We start from the raw sequence: 18249 nt of genomic DNA on the forward strand, positions 1-18249 counted from the left end.
AGCGGACAGCGGCCGTCCGATAACACCGGACGAATCTGCGGCGAGAACTGAACGCGGCCGGAGAGTGATGATCACTCTCCGGCCGCGTTGTTCTGACGTTCGGTGTCGAGATCTACTTTTCGGCCGCGAGGCTCGGATAGTCCGTATAACCTTCTGCGGCCCCTCCGTACAGACCCTTCTTCCTGACTTCCTGCAACGGTGCTCCGACGGCGAACCGTGTCGGCAGATCAGGGTTGGCGATGAACAGCCTTCCGAATCCGACCATATCGGCGACTCCACGATCGATGAGCTCCTGTGCGGAGTGGAACGTATGACCGCCAGTGACGATGACGGGACCCGTGAACAACTGAGCAAGTTCGGACGTCGGAATCGCCGAACTGCTTTCCTCGGCCGAGGTGGCTCCGGCGATTCCGGGCTCGACGAGGTGGAGGTAGGCCAACCCGCATTCGTCCAATCGCCTGATGACGGTGCTGAACAGGGTGCGCTTGTCTGAGTCGATGGCGTCCATCCAGTCGGACGACGGAGAAAGCCGTACACCGACCCGGTGTGGTGGCACGTGTTCGAAGACCTCCTGCAGCACCTCCTCGAGGAACCGCATCCGGTTCGCGATGCTGCCCCCATATTTGTCGGTGCGGAGGTTGATTCCGTCATCGAGGAACTGCTCGATCAGGTAGCCGTTCGCGCCGTGAAGCTCCACGCCATCGAACCCTGCGCGCAGTGCATTGCGGGCGGCCCGGCCGAACGCGTCCACGATCTCTGCGATGTCCGGCTCGATGAGCTCACGCGGGACCTCATAGGGGACAGGCCCGCCCGGACTCCTGTACTGCTGGCCGGTGATCGCCACGGTCGATGGTGCCTTCGGCGGCAGCCCGTCCGGCTGGACGCTCGAATGCGACTGCCGTCCCACATGCCACAACTGGCAGTACATGGTGGAACCGTTCGACTTCGCGGCTTCGACGACGGGCCGCCACGAAGCCACCTGCTCTTCGGAGTAGATTCCGGGGACGCGTGGATACGCGGTCGCTTGAGGGAGCACGACTGTGCCTTCGGCGATAATGAGTCCGGCGCCCGAGCGCTGCCTGTAGTACTGGGCCATGAGGCTCGTCGCGAGGCCGGTATCTGTGGCGCGGCTGCGCGTCAGCGGCGGGAGGACGATCCTGCTGGACAGGTCCTGCTCGCCGACTCGGATCGGTTCGAAGAGGCTGCTTGATCCCCTCATCTGTTCTCCTTGTCGTCGGTGATCTGAGATGTCTGTACAACAGAGGGAAGGGTGCAACGGAGACGTCGGGCGGACCGAGTCGTACCTGCGGTTGACAGCACCAAGGAAGGACGGCTCAGCGGCCTACCTGACCGAACGGTCTACTTGGTGACAACCGTGTTCTCGATACGGCCGATGCCGTCGATTTCGACAGCAACTGTATCGCCGTTGCGGAGGATGACCTTGGGGTCCCGTTTGCTGCCGATACCTGCCGGCGTTCCCGTCAGGATCACGTCGCCGACATCCAGGCGGGTGAACTCGGAGATCGTTGAGATGAGGGTCGGGACCGAGAACATCATCATCGACAATGTGGCCTCCTGCAGCGTGCGCCCATTGACGGTGGTCCTGATCCCGGCTGCGGCGAGGTCGACCTCACCGGGGGTGACGATATGGGGACCGAGCGGCGTCGAATCGTCCCAGGCCTTGCCCTGCAGCCACTGATGCGACTTGTACTGGTAATCGCGCATGCTCACATCGTTGGACACGGAGAATCCGAGGACATGATCGAAGGCGTCTTTTTCGGCAATCCGGCGTCCTGGACGGCCGATGATCACCGCCATCTCACCTTCGTAGTCCGGACCGGTCGATTCGGCTGGCACGACGATGTCGTCTGTGGGGCCGATGAGATTGCTCGCGAACTTGGGAAACAGGACAGGGTAGTCCGGCATCTCTCGGTTGACCTCTGCAACGTGCGAGGCATAGTTGAGTCCCACGCACAGCACCTTCGCCGGATCGGGCGAGGCCGGCAGCAGTCGGACGTCGACTGAGGGCACCGCAGCCTCGTCCAACCGCTGTGCCGAGGACAGGACCTCCGGCGTGATCTCGGGTCCGAGCGTCGAGATCCCCTGCAGCGGAACGAGCAGGTCTCCGGCCACCTCGGCGAATTGGGGTTCACCGTTCGGCGTGAGGAAATGGGCAAATCTGGTCATTCTTGCCTTCCTTCGATCATCGTGGGTTCAGTCATCGTGGAGCGCTTCCTTCGACCGTTCCGGCAGGGTCGCCGCGGCGATCACCGAGATCACGACGAGCCCGACGCCGATCGCGGTCAGGGCGGTCGTGCCTTGGGAGCTGTGCTGGAAGATCCAGGCAGCGATGAAGGGGATCGGAGCTCCGAAGATCAGTCCCGCGAAGGTCATGCCCAGGGCCGACCCCGTGTAGCGCATGCGCGTGGGGAGGGACTCGGCGAAGAAGGGAGCCTGCACCGCTGCAGTGGTCTGGATGCCGCAGAGAGCGAGAGCGATGACGGCCACCGACAGCGGGTAGTTCATGGAGTTCATGATGGGGAACATCGACGCGGCGGCGGTTCCCTGCATCGCCAGCCCGATGAAGAAAGTCTTCTTTCGCCCGATGAAGTCACTGACCCGACCGCCGAGAATGGCGGCAGGGATGGAGATGAGGTTGGCGATGACGAGCAGGCTGAAGGTGATCGAGTTGTCGTAGCCGAGCACGCTCGTCAGGTAGTTGACGGCATACGTCACGCAGATCCAGAACAATCCAGCCGATGCAGCCCAGGAGCACACGAGTTTGATGACGGTACCGGGACGCTTGATGATGACCTTGAGCGCCTTCTCCTGCGGCTCTTCCTGAGCCTGCTTCTCCGAGGCCCGCTTCTGGCTCTCGCGGAAGGCCGGCGTCTCTTCGATGCTGCGGCGGATCCACACTCCGACGGCCAGGAGCAGGACACCCATGAGGAACGGAATCCGCCATCCCCAGCTCTCGAAGGTCTCTTCGCTCAGGAACAGTGCCAATCCGGTCAATGTCAGAGAGGCGATGGTCTGCGCCACGGGTGACCCGACGGCGAGGATACCTCCGTACATCCCTCTCTTGTCGGCGGGAGCATGCTCGGTGACGAGTACTTGGACACCCGAGGCCTCCCCGCCGAGCGCGAATCCCTGCAGGAAACGCAGGATGACCAGGAGGGTCGGCGCCCAGATGCCGATGAAGCTGGCGGGCGGAAGCAGACCGATGAGCACCGAGGCGGAGCCCATCATGACGAGGGTGAACATGAGGACGTTGCGGCGACCGATCCGATCGCCGAGGGCGCCGAAGAAGATCCCGCCGAGCGGGCGTGCGGCCATGCCGGCGCCGAAGGTCGCGAACGACGCGAGGATCGCGGTGTCGGCGTCGACGTCGGCGAAGAAGAGTGCCGGGAAGAGTGTGGCGGACAGCGTGCCGTAGACGGCGAAGTCGAACCATTCGAGGGCTGTGCCGAACGTTCCGCTGAAGACCGCGTTGCGGGCGGTTTTGGGGTCGAAGGTCGGAGCTTCCTCTGCCGGTTCATTGCCTGTTGCCGCAGGTCCGGCGGCTAGGGAGGAGTTCTCTGTTGTCATCATTGACTGCTTTCCTCTGGGCCGGGACAAGTTGTCCCGGCCGTTTGCGGTTCCCCGGGCTGACTTCAGCGAAATGCTGAAGTCAGCAAGCGAGGAGGTGCCGTCGTCGACTCAGGCGGGACGGCGTTTCATCAGGGCTGTACGACGGACCGTGCACACGAGTTCGTCGTTTTGGTTGATCCCGCGATGTTCGATGCCGACGATGCCGGTGTCGGGGCGAGACTTCGACTCGCGTTTGTCGAGTGCCTCGGTCTCAACCCGCAGGGTGTCGCCGAAGAACACAGGCTTCGGGAAACTGACCTCGCGGAAGCCGAGGTTGCCGAGAGTGGTTCCCAGCGTGGTCTCCTGCACCGGGATGCCGGTCACGAGTCCGAGAGTGAAGATCGAGTTGACGATCTGCTTGCCGAACATCGATTCGCCGGCGAACTCCGCATCGAGATGCAGCGGCTGGACGTTCATCGTCAGAGTGGTGATGAGCAGATTGTCCGTCTCGGTCACCGTGCGTGTGACCTCGTGGCGGAGAACCTCGCCGATGACGAAGTCTTCGTAATACATGCCTGACATGGGTGGCTCCTCAGTGATCGTGCCCGGCCAGCGTCAGCAGCTGGCGGGCGTGGTTGGCGTGGGCGAGGTCGATGTGCTCGCCTGCGTAGGTCACGGCTCCGAGACCCTGTTCGGTTCCGGATTCGAATGCGGCGACGAGTCCGCGATAGTAGTCGGCCTCCTCAGCGCTGAGTCCGTAGACGTCGTTGACGATGTCGATGTGTTTGGGGTGGATGAGCACCTGCCCGGTGAAACCGAGATCGCAATTGTCGGTGGCGAACTGCGCCAGGCCCTCGAGATTGTCGAGCTCCTGCCACAGACCCAGCACGATGATGCGCAGCCCGGCCGCTCGCGCCGCGACGACGACCTTGCTACGCAGGTACAGCGTTTCCGTGCCCTGAGCAGACCAGTTGAAGCCAACTTCGCGTGAGATGTCGGCGTTCTTCGCTGCGGCGGCCATGACGCCGACCACCCGGGGTCCGGTGAGGATCTCGTCAACTCGATTCACCGAGGCGGCTGTCTCCAGGGAGGGGACGAAGCCGATGCTGCCGCGAGCGATGCCGGCAGAGATTTCGGCCGCGGTCACGAGCGAGTCGAAGGCCACGACGTCGTCCCTGCCGTAGAGCTTCGGCAGCAGGAATGCCGTCAGGGTCGAAGCCGCCGCGGTTGCCACGTCGCGACCGAAGTGTTCGGTGTCGAGAGCATTCGGACGTACGAGGATCTGGGGACCTGTGCCTGGGGCGGTCCGGAGGACGTCGGCAACGGTGTCACGAGCCAGCTGCTTCTCAGCTTCGGGGACCGCATCCTCGAGGTCGAGGATGAGTGCATCGGCTTTCGACGCCAGTGCCTTGTCGATCATCGAGCGGCGATGACCGGGCACGAACAGGACGGAGCGCACGGGCTTCATCAGGCGGCCCCGCCTTCCGACATCGCAGCCAGCTGGGTTCCGGCAGACAGCGACTGACCCAAGGCGACGAAGACATTGTCGACGGTCCCTGTGATGGGCGACGCGACTGGGTTCTCCATCTTCATCGCTTCGAGGACGAACAGCGGCTCACCAGCGGTGACGCTGGCACCGGGTTCGACATTGACCTTGACGATCGTGCCCTGCATGGGAGCCTTGACGGTGCCGTCGAAGGCCGGGCCCGACCGGCGACGGCGCGCGCTCGGTGAGCGGCGGCGACGTTCGCCACCGTCGCTCTCGGATGTCGACTCGGCCGCTGGGCGGGCGAGCTGCGCGCCAGGATCGTCGGGAAACTGCGGAATGATGTAGAAACGCCCATTGACCTCGACCTCATTGCGAGAGAGCGTGTCGTCGTCTGCGGTGGAAAAGTCGAAGGAGTTCTCGAGCCACAGCGTGGAGTGGGCGACGGAGCGGAAGTCCGCGGCGTCGATGATTTTGCGGGCAGCCGGAACCGTCGTCTCGACACCTTCGATGTGCAGTTCGTCGAGCGCCTGCAACAGGCCGTCGATCGCGGCGCCCCGGTCCTGCCCCCAGACGATGAGTTTGCCGATGAGGCTGTCGTACAGGGGCAGAACCTCATCGCCGCTCTCATAGCCGGTGTCGAAGCGGACGTGTTCGGAAGTCGGAGCCTCGAGCGTGGTGATGACACCGGGGGAGGGGACGAAGAGTCCGCCTGCCACGTCTTCGGCGTTGATACGTGCCTCGATGGCCGCACCTACCGGTTGAGGGTTGGTGACAGACTCACTCAGGTGCTCGCCTGCGGCGACTCGCAGCTGTTCGGCGACGAGATCGACCTTGGTGACGAGCTCGGTCACCGGATGCTCGACCTGGATGCGTGTGTTCATCTCGAGGAAGTAGAAGTTTTCGCCTTCGACGAGGAACTCGACGGTACCCAGTCCCTGGTAGCCGACCGCGTCGGCCAAGCGTGCTGCGGCCGCGCCCATGTTCGTGCGCATCGATTCGGACAGCCCCGGCGCGGGCGATTCCTCGATGAGCTTCTGATGCCGGCGCTGAACCGAGCAGTCCCTGTCGCCGAGGGCCGCGACGGCGCCGTGCGAATCGGCGACGATCTGGACTTCGACGTGGCGGGCCTTGACGAGGTAGCGCTCGACGAAGACCTCGCCGTTGCCGAAGGCAGCGGTGGCCTCTCGGACGGCGGCATCGAAAGACTCGACCGCCTCGTCGGGGCCGTTGATGCGGCGCATTCCGCGCCCACCGCCGCCGGCGGAGGCTTTGACGAGGACCGGATAGCCGTGCTTCTCTCCGAACTCGAGGACCGCCTCGGCGGATTCGACGGCGCCGTTCGAACCGGGCGCCATGGGGACGTCTGCCCGGGTGGCCACCTCACGCGAGGCGACCTTATCTCCCATCGTGGAGATCGCGGCGGGAGAGGGTCCGATGAACACCAATCCGGCATCCGCCACGGCTTGGGCGAACCCGGCGTTCTCCGACAAGAAGCCGTACCCGGGGTGGATGGCGTCAGCACCGGACTTCAGTGCTGCTTCGACGATGGCCTGCGGATTGAGATAGTTCTCGCTGGCGGGCCCGTCTCCGAGGTCGATGGCCTGGTCGGCACGACGAACGTGCAGGGATGCGGCGTCCGCGCTCGAATGCACAGCGACGGTGGCCACATTGAGGCGGGCGCACGTGTCGATAATACGTGCGGCGATCTCACCCCGGTTGGCGATGAGGATCTTTGAGAACATGGGTTAACTCCCCTTCGACGAAGAGCGAATGTGGATGGATGCCGATCAGCCTGTTGCCGACCGGTTGGGATTGAGAGGCGTCTGAAGTGTTGGCTCGCGACGCTGGGCGTGGCAGTAGGGCGTCAGACCCAGCCGAGCTGTTCCTTGAGCTCGGACTTCACGAGCTTGCCCGCGGGGGAGCGGGGGAATTCCTCGGCGGTGATGAAGACCATCGTCTTCGGCACCTTGTAGCCGGCCAGATGTTCGCGCATGAAGGTTCGAAGCTCCGCTTCGGTGGCGGTGAGATCCGAACGCAGCACGACTGCTGCTCGGACTTCCTCGTCCCATTCGGGGTCGGGAACTCCCACGACTGCCGCCTCGAGGACTGAGGGGTGCAGATAGAGGACCTGCTCCACCTCGGCGGCGTAGACGTTCTCACCGCCGGACTTGATCATCTCCTTGAGACGGTCGCGGAAGAAGAAATACCCGTGTTCATCGACGACTGCAAGATCTCCTGTGCGCAGCCACCCGTCTCGCAGGGCGTCGGCCGTCTGGTCGGGTCGTCCGTAGTACTCGAGCATGAGGGACGGGCTGCGGACGCAGATCTCGCCGAGTTCGCCGACGGCGACCTTGTTTCCTTCGAGGTCCTGGAGCTCGACGTCGACCATGAGGTAAGGCTGACCGATCGACCCGTCGACTTCGGGGTTGAGCATGTCGTCGGCGAGCAGGCGGGTCACCATCGGTCCGGCTTCGGTGAGTCCGTAGCGGAAATAGAGATCGACGTCCGGGAGCATCTCGGCGAAGAGCTCTTTGTCCGGCATGCGCAGCAGACCGGCTCCGGTGTGCACGGCCTTGAGGTTCTGTCTGAGGACCGGGTTGTCGAAGGTCCGCTGATCGAGCATCTTGCGGACCATATTGGGAATGAGGAACGTGTTGGTGATGCGTTCACGTTCGACAGTCTCGACGAAGGCCTCGACATCGAACTTCGGGGCAAGCACGCTGGTGGCTCCCGCAATGAAGTGTGTGGCGAGCCAGCAAAGGAGGCCCGCGGTGTGGAACAACGGGGTCACGATGAGTCCGCGTTCGTTGTCTCGAGTGCCGACGCGGCAGTCGATCATCTCGTTGAATGCATTGGCCACAGCGGCGCGGTGGGAGAGTACGACGCCCTTGGGTGTGCCCGTCGACCCTCCGGTATAGAGGATGCACAGTGGAGAGTCGAGAGTCGTGTCAGACACGAGGGGGCCAGTGCCGGTGCGAAGCGCGGCGATCTCGCTTTCGCGGATCACCTGAGGCAGCCGGTCATGAGTCTCGGCGAGCTTTGCCAGAGCGCGGTCGACCAGATCGTCGAACTGCGCCTCGACGATGATGAAATCGGCGGCCGTCTCCGCGATCCCCTGGGCGCATTCGACCGCCGACCAGCGCCAGTTGTAGGCGACGTAGACGCCGCCGGCGGCCGCGACGGAGAAGAACATCTCGGCATTGAAAACTGTATTTGATCCCATCACGCCGATGTTCATCGCTGACTTCACACCACGATTCTGCAGGCCGCGGGCAAGGCTCCACGAGCGTTCGGCGAGCTCAGCGAAGGTTACGCGACCATCGACGCCGACCAGGGCCTCCTTCTCGGGATGCTTCTGGGCGTTAAGCTCGATCCAGGTGTTGATTGTGTGCAAGTCTTTCCTCCCGCAGCTCTGCAGATCATTCTGCAGATAAACGAACAAGCGTTCGTCCGTAACAATAATCTGTTCGGGAATCAGACGCAAGGGGTGTATGACGATTGATGTGAAAAGATGACGCCCCTGCAAGGGCGCAGGGGCGTCTTCGGCGGTGAGAGGGTGGAATCAGGCGACAGGTTCGGCGCGCGGTGCACTTCTGCCGTCGACACGCTTGTCGGCATCTGGAACGGAGAGTCCGCGCAAGGCGATCTTCGAGTAGATGTCGACGATCTCGTCGAGGGATAGGCGACCGTCGGGGCGGTACCAGGTGGCGACGTCCGTACCGAGGGCGACGATCGCATAAGCCTGCAGGCGGGAGTCGAGGATGGTTGCGACTCCTGCTCGTCCGGCCTCCTCGATGACGTCCTGGATGCGGCGGACGTACTCACTGCGCTTCGCAGTGATTTCATCCCGAGCCTCCGGGCGCAAGAAGCGGAGGTTGTTGTTGCCGATGAAGACCTTGCGTGCTTCAGTGGCGTGGTATCGGAGGTGGCTGTCGACGATGCTCAGCAGCCTGCCGATTGCGTCTGTCTCGCCTTCGAGGGCGTCTTCGGTGTCGGCGAGGATGTCGTCCATGAAGCTTCCCATCACCTGCTGCAGCAGATCTTCCTTGCTGGAGATGTGGTTGTAGAGACTGCTGACCTTCACTCCGGCAGCGGAGGCGACCTCACGCAGCGTCGTTGCGGAGAATCCCTTGACGAAGAAGAAGTCAGTCGCCTTCTCCTTGACTGCGGCGGCGGTCTGCTCACCTTTCGTTGCCATTGCTGTCGCCTTTCGTTCTCTGCTGGCCTACTGCCGGGCGGTGGGCTCGGCTACAGGCATTGACATTATGGGTCCATTCTTGCAGACTCAAAAACTAACGCTTGTTCGTGACGGTATCCTTAGCCATTCGGCTGTGAACCTGGTCGATGTTGGCGGCTCCGCCGTGAGGCCATGGCCCATGCCATCGCTGAGCCGGACAAGTTCATTCATTTCGAACCTGCAGAAAGGGCATTCATCGTGGCCGAAGAGAACGAAGCCGCACTGTCTCCGTCGAACCACCTGGACGGTTCGGTGCCGCGCCGGATACTCATCACGGGGGCCGGGGGCGGCATGAGCAGAGGGATCAATGAGACCCTGGCATCGGCAGGTCACACCCTCATCTGCACCGACGTCAACCTTGCCGCGGCTGAGGCGGCAAGCGAGAGGGTCACGAGTAGCGGAGGGCAGAGCTATGCCTACCCGGTCGATGTCACCAGCGAGGACTCGGTAACCGAACTCGCGGCTGCGATCGATCGCGATTTCGGCGGGATCGACGTGCTCGTCAACGCGGCGGGGCTCCTCGACCGCAAGTACCTGGTCGATCACGACGGATCGTCATTCGACGGAGTCATCGATGTCAATCTCAACGGCCCATTCCGAATGATCCGCCACTTCGCGCCGGGCATGGCCGAACGAGGCTGGGGGCGAGTCATCAACATCTCCTCCATTGCCGGGACCACGGGCTACCCGTACCCCAGCTATGCCGCTTCGAAGGCGGGGCTGTCGAACCTGACGCGTTCGCTGTTGTTGGACTTCTGGGGCACAGGCGTCACCGTGAACAACATCTGCCCCGGTGTCGTCGACACCACGATGGTCATCCAGGCGGTCAGAGATCAGGTCAAGGCCAAGGTTCCGACCGAAAATATCATCGATCCGAAGGAAATCGGTGCATACATCGAGTTCCTGCTCGGCGACGCTGCGAAGAACATCAACGGTGCGGATCTCATGATCGACGGTGGCGCGACACAGGTCTTCCGGCTCTTCGACGACAAGCCTGAATCATTCCGCTGAAGGGCATGGTGCACTTGAGTCTCGCCTGCCGGTGAGGGCGAGGCCCGCTGGTGAGGATATGAAAGGGCCGGGCCGTCGTGACGACGGCCCGGCCTCTTCGTGCTCTTGGTGTGGTCAGGCTGGGGTGATAGCCTGCCGGCGCTCGATGGGGGCGGTCTTCCGCTTGCTGTAGAGGCCGAGCCTGCGAGTTAGATCCGAGCGGAGCTCGTTGGCCGGAACGACCGCCTCGACGGCGTTGGCATTGGCGATCTTGAAGACGTCGATCTTCTCGGCATACTCGGCCTGCTTCTCGGCAATGTAGGCTTTGCGCTCCTCGGGATCCTCGATGGCGTGGATCTGGTTATAGTACACGCCGTTGACCGCTGCATCCGGACCCATGAGCGCGGGACGCGCCGTCGGCAGGGCGATGACGGCATCGGGGTTCATCGGGGCGCCCGACATCGCCAGGTAGCCGCCGCCATAGGCCTTGCGGACGAGGACGGTGATGCGAGGAACTCGGCATTCCGACACCGCGAAGATCATCTTCGCGCCGTGGCGGATGATGCCCTGCCGCTCGACCTCCGAGCCGATCATGTACCCGGCGATGTCGACGAGAAAGATGATCGGGATCCCGTAGGCATTGCAGATCCAGATGAAGCGTGCGGCCTTATCGGAGGAGTCGGGGAAGATGGATCCGCCCATGTGGGTCGGCTGGTTCCCGACCAGACCGACGGGGCGCCCGTTGATCCGGGCGAAGCCAGTGAGCATCTCGGGAGCGAAGAGCTCCTTGTACGGGAACCAGGTGCCCTCGTCGACGAGGGATTCAACGAGTTCCTCCATATCGAAGACCTCGGCCTCGCGAAGGGGGACGATGTCTTCGATGGTGCGACCCTCGCGAGGAGCGACCGCCTCGGCGATGGGAGGGGTGGTGTTCCAGTTCGGGGGCAGAAAGGACAGCCAGACGCGGATCGAGGCGATCGCCTCGCTGTCATCGTCGACGAGGACATCGCCGAGGCCCGAGACGGTGGAGTGCATCTCCGCTCCGCCCATCTCCTCGAGCGTGACCTGCTCGCCGGTGACCATCTCGGCCAGGCGGGGCGACCCAAGGTAAGCCGTCGCATTTCCTCTGACCATGATGGTGAGGTCGCAGAGAGCAGGAACGTAGGCAGAGCCTGCGGGGGAGGGGCCGAACAGTGCGCAGACCTGCGGCACCCGCCCGGAGATCTGAACCTGGTTGTAGAAGATGTTGCCCCAGGCATTTCGTCCGGCGAAGGATTCGAACTGCTCGTCGATGCGGGCGCCCGCGGAGTCGAAGAGGTAGACGATGGGAATGCCGGCTTCCTCGGCCTTCTTCTGCGCCATGGTGATCTTCTCGAAGGTGCGATTGCCCCATGTGCCGGCCTTGACGCTGTAGTCATTGGCGATGACGCACACCTCGCGCCCGTCGACATTGCCGAAGGCGATGACGACGGCATCGCCGGGCAGCCCGTCCTCGAAGCGGGCCAGGAGCCCGTCCTCGATGTACTCCTCGTCATCGAAGAGCTCCGCCAGTCGCTCGCGGACAAGCAGCTTGCCCGACTTCTTGATCTTCTCCCGATTCTTCTCGGATCCGCCGAGCTGCGCGGCGGCGATGCTGTCCTTGAGTCGATCATGCACTGTCGGCTCGGCTGTGGTGCTGACCTGTGTCATTGCTGTCTCCTTCGGTGCAGCGTGTGGTTCGCTGCCATCTGTGAGTGCGGAACTTTTCACAAAACAGTATACGAACAAGCGTTCGCTAGTCTATAGTTGTCGGGAGATGAGAAGAAATCGATCGTCACCACCGAGGCGCTCCCTCGCGGTGAAGAACGGAGGAGAATCGTGGACACAGTGGCAGTCGGACAGGTCAAAGGTCGACCTGATCATTTCTGGGAAGACCTGACTCAGGGAGATGTCGTCGTCAGCCCGGGGCTGACGATCACGGACGCGCACCTCGTCCAATGGGCCGGGCTGACCGGGGACTGGGTCTCGCTGCATCTCAACTCCGAATATGCAGCAACCACCCCATTCGGGCAGAGGATCGGCCACGGACCGCTGACACTGTCCGTGGCACTGGGGCTGCTCACGCAGACCGGATACTTCACCCACGTCGAAGCCTGGCTCGGTCTCGACGAGGTGCGCGCACTGAGTCCTGTGTTCATCGATGACACCATCCACGCTGAGGCGACCGTCGTCGAGACGCGCCCTACGAGCAAGCCGGGCCGTGGCCTGTGGTCACTGGCCTACGAGGTGAGGAAGCAGGACGGGTCGACCGTGATGACCTTCCGCAGCTCATTCCTCATCTCCCGCCGCGATGACTCGGAGAACTGAGCAGTCCGATGACAACGATTGACAGTGCCCTGCAAGCAGTGGGCGCGGGCGTCGACGGCGAAGTGAGCTTCTCGACACGCATCGACAGCCCCGCGATCACCGACCTGCGCACACGAGTGCGCCGAACCCTCCATGCCGTGACCGGCCCGGAGCGTCTGAGGCGGCACGACGAAGACGAAACCTATGACTTCGAGCTCTACGAGGCGCTCGCCGCCGAAGGGCTGGTCGGGCTCGAAGCGGACCTCGACGGCCGAGGCCCCAGCCACTCCAGCCAAGTCACGGTGCTCGAAGAGCTCGGTGCCGGCGCCACCTCGATCGGCGTGAGCGTGGTCGTCCAATACATGGGCGTCGAACTTCTCCACCGATACAGCACAGCTGAGCAGAAGTCCGAATGGCTGAGCCCCCTGCTCGCCGGCTCGGCACGAATGTCCTTCGGGCTGAGCGAACCCGCCGGCGGCACCGATGTGGCACGGCAGATGGCCACGTGGGCACGCCAGGGCCCCGACGGAACCTGGCTGATCAACGGTGCGAAGAAATGGATCGGCGGAGCATCGACGGCGACCTTCATCATCCTCCTCGCCCGCACCTCGGCGGTGGAGAGATCGGGCATCGACGGAATCTCGATGTTCATCATTCCCCGCGACACCCCAGGCATCACGACGACGCCGATCGACACGATGGGCATCCGCGGCCTCGAGCAGGCCGACGTCGTCCTCGAGGACGTCGCAGTGCCGGCGGAGAACATCCTCGGCGAGGTCGGATCCGGGTTCCGGAACGTGCTTGCCACGCTCAACGGCGAACGACTCAACGGTGCGGCGGTCGCGCTGGGCATCGCTCGCGGGGCGCTGTCCTATGCGGTCGACTATGCCAATGGCCGGCACGCATTCGAGCGGCCGATCGGCTCGTTCCAAGGCCTGCAGCATCCCCTCGTCGACGCGCTCACTCGGACCGAATCGGCTCGTCACCTCCTCTACAACGGAGCGGAGATGTCCGATCAGGGCTCTGGGGAAGCGGTCGAGAACCTCTCCGGTCTAGCCAAGCTCGCCGCCTCGGAGGCCGCGACGACTGCCACCGACATCGGAATGCGGGTGATGGGCGGGTGGGGATTCCACCGACACCTGCCCATGCAGCGCTACTTTCGGGACGCGCGCCTGTACACATTCGCACCGCTGACGGACGAGATGATTCGCAATCAGCTCGCACAACGACACCTCGGGCTCCCTAGGTCGACATGAGTCGATTGTTCCGCCTCGGCGGGGGAGAGCTTCGAGTATCGGGCCGGCAGACAGGGCGTCGGTCCGCACTGAAAGCAGAACGAGAACGAAAGGAAGCACCATGACCACGAATGACAACGACGGATTCGATATCAATCGCAACGTCGATCTCTTCTCCGTGCAGAGGGCAGACGACCTGCATGAGGCTCCGGGGCAGACGGCGAATGCCCGTCGCGTCTCCGGGGTCTCGCGTGAGAACTCGAAGGCATCGAACCTTTGGTTCGGCAAGGTCCACACCGGCCCCGGTGAGATTTCGGCCGCGCATCATCATGGCGAGGCCGAGACCGGAGGCTACATCTTCAAGGGCCGCGGTTTCATCCGCTACGGTGAGCGCTACGAGCAGATCGTCTACATGGAGGAAGGGGACTTCGTCTTCGTGCCTCCGTACATGCCCCATATCGAGGGCAATGCGAGCAAGACCGAAGAGCTGATCTGGATGACCACGCGCACTCCAGACAACATCGTCGTCAACCTGGAAGACCAGGATATCGCTGACGTGGAGATCGACTATCGGTCGTAAGCTTCTCAATCGGCAAGCGGTATTCCCTGCTGAAGCGTTGCGCTTATGTTGGAGTTTTCTGCCGACTGTCGTCTGATCACTCTGGGGCTGTGGGCGTTGTCTCGCAGCCCCGGAGGTGCTTGAGCTGAAGTGCAATACACACCTTCCTCGGACAGGCTGTAAGCGAGAACAGCTCTCAAGGTTCTGTGGATACGAGGGCGTACAAGCGCTACAAGATTCCGATGCTGGCCCTGATGAGCATGCGGGACTCTTCGGCTTCTGTTGCAAGAGCCACGCGACATGTGCCGAGGCTGCGATCGGCGAAGGCGTAGGAGCCGCCCGTATCGGGGAGTGAGCAGTGACCGATCCTTGGTGGTCGACTCGCTTTCGGCCCAATCTGCGACAGATGGCACTGGTTGCGAACCGTGCTTTCTGTCGTAGGTTGGGCTGCTTTTCGTTGGGGGCAGATCTATTGAGGCGAATGTCCAAGGCGGGAGCTGGAGTCTCGGTGGAGCCGACGCGACGTTACCGTAACGTTGGCGCTGAGGACACGTTGCCGCGGTGCCGGCGCTGCGGCGAGGGCGCTCAGGACTCGGCGCGTTCGATGGCCTGCGCTGCGAAGACGGCGTCGAGGAGGCCGGGAAACCGAGCGTCGAGGTCGTCCTTGCGCAGGGAGTTCATGATCTTCGTGCCCTCGTACTCCTGCCGGATGACGCCGGCCTCGCGCAGGGTCCGGAAGTGATAGGTCGCCGTGGACTTCGACACCGGCAGCTCGAAGGTCGCGCACGCGTGATCACCGAAGACGTCGTTGAGCTTACAGGCGACAGTTCGGCGAACAGGATCGGCCAGGGCAGCGAGGACGGTGTCGAGCCGCATCTCCTCGCGAGTCGGATGGTCCAGTATGCGCATTCGAGGGCATCCCTTCGCTCTCGTCGTGGCCGGCTGACTTCTGCCGGATGTCGCTGTCGCGATCGTGTCATCTTCCGTCTTCATTGTACGAGATATTTGGTAGTACGAATTCTCTCGTAGTAATGTGTCAGTTCGAAGTACGAAGAATCTCATACTTCCAGCTGAATGCGTCCTCCTGAGCGCTTCCAGCCGAATGCTGCAACCGAAATTCTCGACACGATTCCGAGGTCTTATGTCTCATCTGCTGTTCGAACCGCTCACCCTGCGTGGACTGACCTTCCGCAACCGGATCTGGGTCCCGCCGATGTGCCAGTACTCGGTGACCGGCGAAGACGGAGTCGCCGCCCCGTGGCACGCCGTCCACTACGGTTCGATGGCCCGCGGCGGAGCCGGCGCCATCATCGTCGAAGCCACCGGAGTCGTTCCCGAGGGCCGCATCTCCGCTCGCGACCTCGGCCTGTGGAACGATACGCAGCGCGATGCCCTGGCCCCCATCGTCGACTTCGTCCACTCGCAGGGAGCCGCCGCCGGAATCCAACTCGCCCACGCCGGCCGGAAGGCCTCCACCTTCCCGGAATGGGGCACCGACCGCTCGGGCAGCGTGCCTGTCAACGAGGGCGGATGGCAGACCGTTGCCCCGTCCGCACTGGCCTTCGACGGACTCGCCGAGCCCCGTGCGCTCACGGAATCGGAGATCGCCGAGGTGGTCGAGGCCTTCGCTGCGTCGGCTCGCCGGTCGATCGACGCCGGGTTCGACTTCGTCGAGCTCCATGCCGCCCACGGCTACCTGCTCCACCAGTTCCTGTCCCCGCTGAGCAACACCCGCACCGACTCCTACGGCGGCTCGCCGGAGAACCGTGCCCGACTCCTTCTCGAGATCGTCGATGCCACCCGCGGCGAGGTGGGCGACGAGGTGCCCGTGTTCGTGCGGCTGTCCGCCACGGACTGGACCGAGGGCGGGCTGAGTCTCGACGACACCGTGGAACTCGCCGGCTGGCTCAAGGGCCACGGCGTCGACCTCATCGACGTCTCCTCCGGCGGCAACGTCGTGGCGCAGATCCCCGTCGGACCCGGCTACCAGACGACCCTTTCGGCCGGAGTGCGCGAACGCGCCGAGATCCCGACCGCAGCGGTCGGACTCATCAGCGAGCCGTTCCAGGGTGAGCACATCCTGGCGACCGGGCAGGCCGATGCGATCCTCGTGGGGCGCGAGTACCTGCGCGACCCGAACTTCGCGCTCCGGGCCGCCGATGCGCTGCGCTACGACATCGACTACCGTCCGGCGCAGTACCACCGCGCGTACAGCTGAGGTCGGTTCGGTCCCCGTGGTGGTGAGCAATCGCACCACGGGGACCGATTGTGCGTAGCATCGGGGCGGAGTAGAAATATATGAATGAGTAATGTTTCTGAGTCCGTGATGTCGGCCGAACAGCGCAAGATCCTCGCGGTCATGCTCGTGCCGATGTTCATGTCGCTGCTGAGCGTGTCGATCGTCAACGTCATCCTCCCCGACATGCAGCGCTCGATCGGCGCCTCGAACTCTGCGATCCAATGGGTGCTCTCGGGTTACACCCTGGCCTTCGGCGTCTTCCTCGTCGCCGCCGGTCGCGCCGGCGACCTCTTCGGCCGCGGGCGACTCTTCGTCATCGGCGTCGGCGTCTTCGCCGCAGGCTCCCTCATCGCCGGACTCGCCCCCGACCCGCTCATGCTCAACCTCGCCCGCATCGTCATGGGCGTCGGCTCCGGCCTGCTCAGCCCGCAGGGCGTAGGTATGATCCAGCAGTACTTCCACGGCAAGCTCCGCGGACGCGCCTTCGGCATGTTCGGCACCATCGTCGGCGTCTCCGTCGGCATCGGCCCTGTGCTCGGCGGCGGTCTCATCGCGATCCTCGGCGACGAATGGGGCTGGCGTTCGGCCTTCCTCATCAACGTCCCGATCGCGCTCATCGCGATCGTCCTCGGTCGCCTCTGGCTGCCGCGCAGCGCCTGGGTCGGCAGCGACAACGGTTCGCACGACACCGGCTCGAACGCCGCCAGCTCGAGCGACACCACAGGAGACGACACCGAAGCGGGCGGCAAGAGCCGGGCGCGCGCCGACTTCGACCCGATCGGCATCCTCCTCCTGGCCGTTGGAACCCTGCTGGTCATGCTCCCGTTCCTCGAGCGCAGCCTCGGTGCTTGGATCTACCTCCTCGTGCCCATCGGTGCCGTCGTCGTCATCGGCTGGGTCCGCTGGGAGAACCGCTACTCCCGCCAAGGCGGCTCACCGATGGTCGACATGCAGCTCTTCCGCACCCGCAGCTTCGCCTACGGCGCCTACCTGTCCTCGGTGTACTTCGTCGGCATGCCCGGCGTGTGGGTGATCGTCGCCCTCTACCTGCAGAACGGACTCGGCTTCCCCGCCCTCGAGGCCGGTCTCATCGGACTGCCTTCGGCCCTGCTCTCGGCGGCGGGTGCGCAGGCGGCCGGTCGGGTCGTGCTCACCTTCGGACGTAAGATGGTCGTCCTCGGGGTGGGGATCGCCCTGACCGGAGTCGTCGCCTCGGCGCTCATAGTCCTCGCCCACGAAACCTGGGGGATCAGCATCTGGTGGATGCTCGCCTCCCTCGGCGTGCTCGGCATCGGACAGGGCATGACGATCAGCCCCAACCAGACGCTCACCCTCGCCGAGGTGCCTGTCGAGTACGCGGGCACCTCGGGCGGGATCATGCAGACCGGGCAGCGCGTGGGCACGGCGATCGGCATCGCCGTCGTCACCGCCGTGTTCTTCGCCTTCCAGTCCCTGGCCGGCTACGCAGCGGCTATCATCGCCGGGTTCTCAGTCATCGCGCTCATCATCATTGCGGCCGGGATCATCGGCACTATCGACCTGGGGCGCGGGCGGAAGAAGGCCAAGCGCGCCGAGGAGCTCGCGAAGAGCTGACGAACCAGCCGT

At 63.7% G+C, this 18249-nt stretch carries 16 protein-coding genes; 6 read left to right on the forward strand and 10 right to left on the reverse strand.

Annotation, left to right across the window (positions count from 1 at the left end):
- Positions 1–112: 112 nt before the first annotated feature.
- From GUY23_RS03415 to GUY23_RS03450, 8 genes are all read right to left on the reverse strand, one after another.
- The gene (locus GUY23_RS03415) at positions 113–1219 is read right to left on the reverse strand and encodes an alkene reductase (RefSeq protein ID WP_166969750.1); all 1107 of its coding nucleotides are present in this window, start codon (positions 1217–1219) and stop codon (positions 113–115) included.
- Positions 1220–1359: 140 nt separating this feature from the next.
- Complete coding sequence (locus tag GUY23_RS03420; RefSeq protein WP_166969752.1) at positions 1360–2187, reverse strand: fumarylacetoacetate hydrolase family protein; 828 nt, start codon at positions 2185–2187, stop codon at positions 1360–1362.
- A gap of 27 nt (positions 2188–2214) precedes the next feature.
- Complete coding sequence (locus GUY23_RS03425) at positions 2215–3591, reverse strand: MFS transporter (RefSeq protein WP_166969754.1); 1377 nt, start codon at positions 3589–3591, stop codon at positions 2215–2217.
- A gap of 108 nt (positions 3592–3699) precedes the next feature.
- Positions 3700–4152, reverse strand: coding sequence for a MaoC family dehydratase (locus GUY23_RS03430; RefSeq protein ID WP_166969756.1), 453 nt, complete (start codon positions 4150–4152; stop codon positions 3700–3702).
- A gap of 10 nt (positions 4153–4162) precedes the next feature.
- Positions 4163–5038, reverse strand: a complete 876-nt coding sequence (locus tag GUY23_RS03435; protein WP_166969758.1) for an HpcH/HpaI aldolase/citrate lyase family protein — start codon at positions 5036–5038, stop codon at positions 4163–4165.
- Positions 5038–6801, reverse strand: a complete 1764-nt coding sequence (locus GUY23_RS03440; protein WP_166969760.1) for an acetyl/propionyl/methylcrotonyl-CoA carboxylase subunit alpha — start codon at positions 6799–6801, stop codon at positions 5038–5040. The genes GUY23_RS03435 and GUY23_RS03440 overlap by 1 nt, the downstream gene beginning before the upstream one ends.
- A 122-nt stretch (positions 6802–6923) precedes the next feature.
- Positions 6924–8453 carry a class I adenylate-forming enzyme family protein gene (locus tag GUY23_RS03445; protein WP_166969762.1) on the reverse strand — a complete coding sequence of 510 codons (1530 nt, stop codon included), beginning with the start codon at positions 8451–8453 and terminating at the stop codon, positions 6924–6926.
- A gap of 168 nt (positions 8454–8621) precedes the next feature.
- A complete protein-coding gene (locus GUY23_RS03450) occupies positions 8622–9257 on the reverse strand; it encodes a TetR/AcrR family transcriptional regulator (RefSeq protein ID WP_166969764.1) in 636 nt (211 codons plus the stop codon).
- A 171-nt stretch (positions 9258–9428) separates the two neighbouring features.
- On the opposite strand from GUY23_RS03450, the gene GUY23_RS03455 reads away from it, so the two are divergent.
- Positions 9429–10307 (forward strand): SDR family NAD(P)-dependent oxidoreductase, encoded by an 879-nt coding sequence (locus tag GUY23_RS03455; RefSeq protein WP_166969766.1) that lies wholly within the window; start codon positions 9429–9431, stop codon positions 10305–10307.
- Positions 10308–10421: 114 nt separating this feature from the next.
- Here the strand turns inward: GUY23_RS03455 and GUY23_RS03460 are convergent, their stop codons facing one another.
- A complete protein-coding gene (locus GUY23_RS03460; protein WP_166969768.1) occupies positions 10422–11975 on the reverse strand; it encodes an acyl-CoA carboxylase subunit beta in 1554 nt (517 codons plus the stop codon).
- Positions 11976–12143: 168 nt separating this feature from the next.
- Here GUY23_RS03460 and GUY23_RS03465 point away from each other — a divergent pair, with 168 nt between their 5' ends.
- The 3 genes from GUY23_RS03465 to GUY23_RS03475 all read left to right on the forward strand — a co-directional run bounded on the left by GUY23_RS03465 (position 12144) and on the right by GUY23_RS03475 (position 14426).
- Entirely contained in the window at positions 12144–12632 is a 489-nt protein-coding gene (locus tag GUY23_RS03465; protein WP_228282711.1) for a MaoC/PaaZ C-terminal domain-containing protein, read from the forward strand.
- A gap of 8 nt (positions 12633–12640) precedes the next feature.
- Complete coding sequence (locus tag GUY23_RS03470; RefSeq protein ID WP_166969770.1) at positions 12641–13867, forward strand: acyl-CoA dehydrogenase family protein; 1227 nt, start codon at positions 12641–12643, stop codon at positions 13865–13867.
- Positions 13868–13967: 100 nt separating this feature from the next.
- Positions 13968–14426, forward strand: coding sequence for a cupin domain-containing protein (locus GUY23_RS03475; protein WP_166969772.1), 459 nt, complete (start codon positions 13968–13970; stop codon positions 14424–14426).
- A gap of 564 nt (positions 14427–14990) precedes the next feature.
- Here the strand turns inward: GUY23_RS03475 and GUY23_RS03480 are convergent.
- Complete coding sequence (locus tag GUY23_RS03480) at positions 14991–15314, reverse strand: ArsR/SmtB family transcription factor (protein WP_166969774.1); 324 nt, start codon at positions 15312–15314, stop codon at positions 14991–14993.
- Positions 15315–15546: 232 nt separating this feature from the next.
- Between GUY23_RS03480 and GUY23_RS03485 the strand changes: the two genes are divergently transcribed.
- Together GUY23_RS03485 and GUY23_RS03490 are read left to right on the forward strand one after the other, a co-directional pair.
- Positions 15547–16623 (forward strand): NADH:flavin oxidoreductase/NADH oxidase, encoded by a 1077-nt coding sequence (locus GUY23_RS03485; RefSeq protein WP_166969776.1) that lies wholly within the window; start codon positions 15547–15549, stop codon positions 16621–16623.
- Positions 16624–16707: 84 nt separating this feature from the next.
- Entirely contained in the window at positions 16708–18237 is a 1530-nt protein-coding gene (locus GUY23_RS03490; RefSeq protein ID WP_166969778.1) for an MFS transporter, read from the forward strand.
- Positions 18238–18249: the final 12 nt, after the last annotated feature.

Source organism: Brevibacterium atlanticum, assembly GCF_011617245.1.
Classification (GTDB): domain Bacteria; phylum Actinomycetota; class Actinomycetes; order Actinomycetales; family Brevibacteriaceae; genus Brevibacterium; species Brevibacterium atlanticum.

Excerpts from the sequence above, each read along its gene's own strand:
- GUY23_RS03490 (WP_166969778.1), top strand. The coding sequence starts at position 16,708 with ATGAGTAATGTTTCTGAGTCCGTGATGTCGGCCGAACAGCGCAAGATC.
- GUY23_RS03430 (WP_166969756.1), bottom strand. The coding sequence starts at position 4,152 with ATGTCAGGCATGTATTACGAAGACTTCGTCATCGGCGAGGTTCTCCGC.
- GUY23_RS03475 (WP_166969772.1), top strand. The coding sequence starts at position 13,968 with ATGACCACGAATGACAACGACGGATTCGATATCAATCGCAACGTCGAT.
- GUY23_RS03485 (WP_166969776.1), top strand. The coding sequence starts at position 15,547 with ATGTCTCATCTGCTGTTCGAACCGCTCACCCTGCGTGGACTGACCTTC.
- GUY23_RS03450 (WP_166969764.1), bottom strand. The coding sequence starts at position 9,257 with ATGGCAACGAAAGGTGAGCAGACCGCCGCCGCAGTCAAGGAGAAGGCG.
- GUY23_RS03470 (WP_166969770.1), top strand. The coding sequence starts at position 12,641 with ATGACAACGATTGACAGTGCCCTGCAAGCAGTGGGCGCGGGCGTCGAC.
- GUY23_RS03440 (WP_166969760.1), bottom strand. The coding sequence starts at position 6,801 with ATGTTCTCAAAGATCCTCATCGCCAACCGGGGTGAGATCGCCGCACGT.
- GUY23_RS03420 (WP_166969752.1), bottom strand. The coding sequence starts at position 2,187 with ATGACCAGATTTGCCCATTTCCTCACGCCGAACGGTGAACCCCAATTC.
- GUY23_RS03480 (WP_166969774.1), bottom strand. The coding sequence starts at position 15,314 with ATGCGCATACTGGACCATCCGACTCGCGAGGAGATGCGGCTCGACACC.
- GUY23_RS03435 (WP_166969758.1), bottom strand. The coding sequence starts at position 5,038 with ATGAAGCCCGTGCGCTCCGTCCTGTTCGTGCCCGGTCATCGCCGCTCG.
- GUY23_RS03455 (WP_166969766.1), top strand. The coding sequence starts at position 9,429 with ATGGCCCATGCCATCGCTGAGCCGGACAAGTTCATTCATTTCGAACCT.
- GUY23_RS03425 (WP_166969754.1), bottom strand. The coding sequence starts at position 3,591 with ATGATGACAACAGAGAACTCCTCCCTAGCCGCCGGACCTGCGGCAACA.
- GUY23_RS03415 (WP_166969750.1), bottom strand. The coding sequence starts at position 1,219 with ATGAGGGGATCAAGCAGCCTCTTCGAACCGATCCGAGTCGGCGAGCAG.
- GUY23_RS03460 (WP_166969768.1), bottom strand. The coding sequence starts at position 11,975 with ATGACACAGGTCAGCACCACAGCCGAGCCGACAGTGCATGATCGACTC.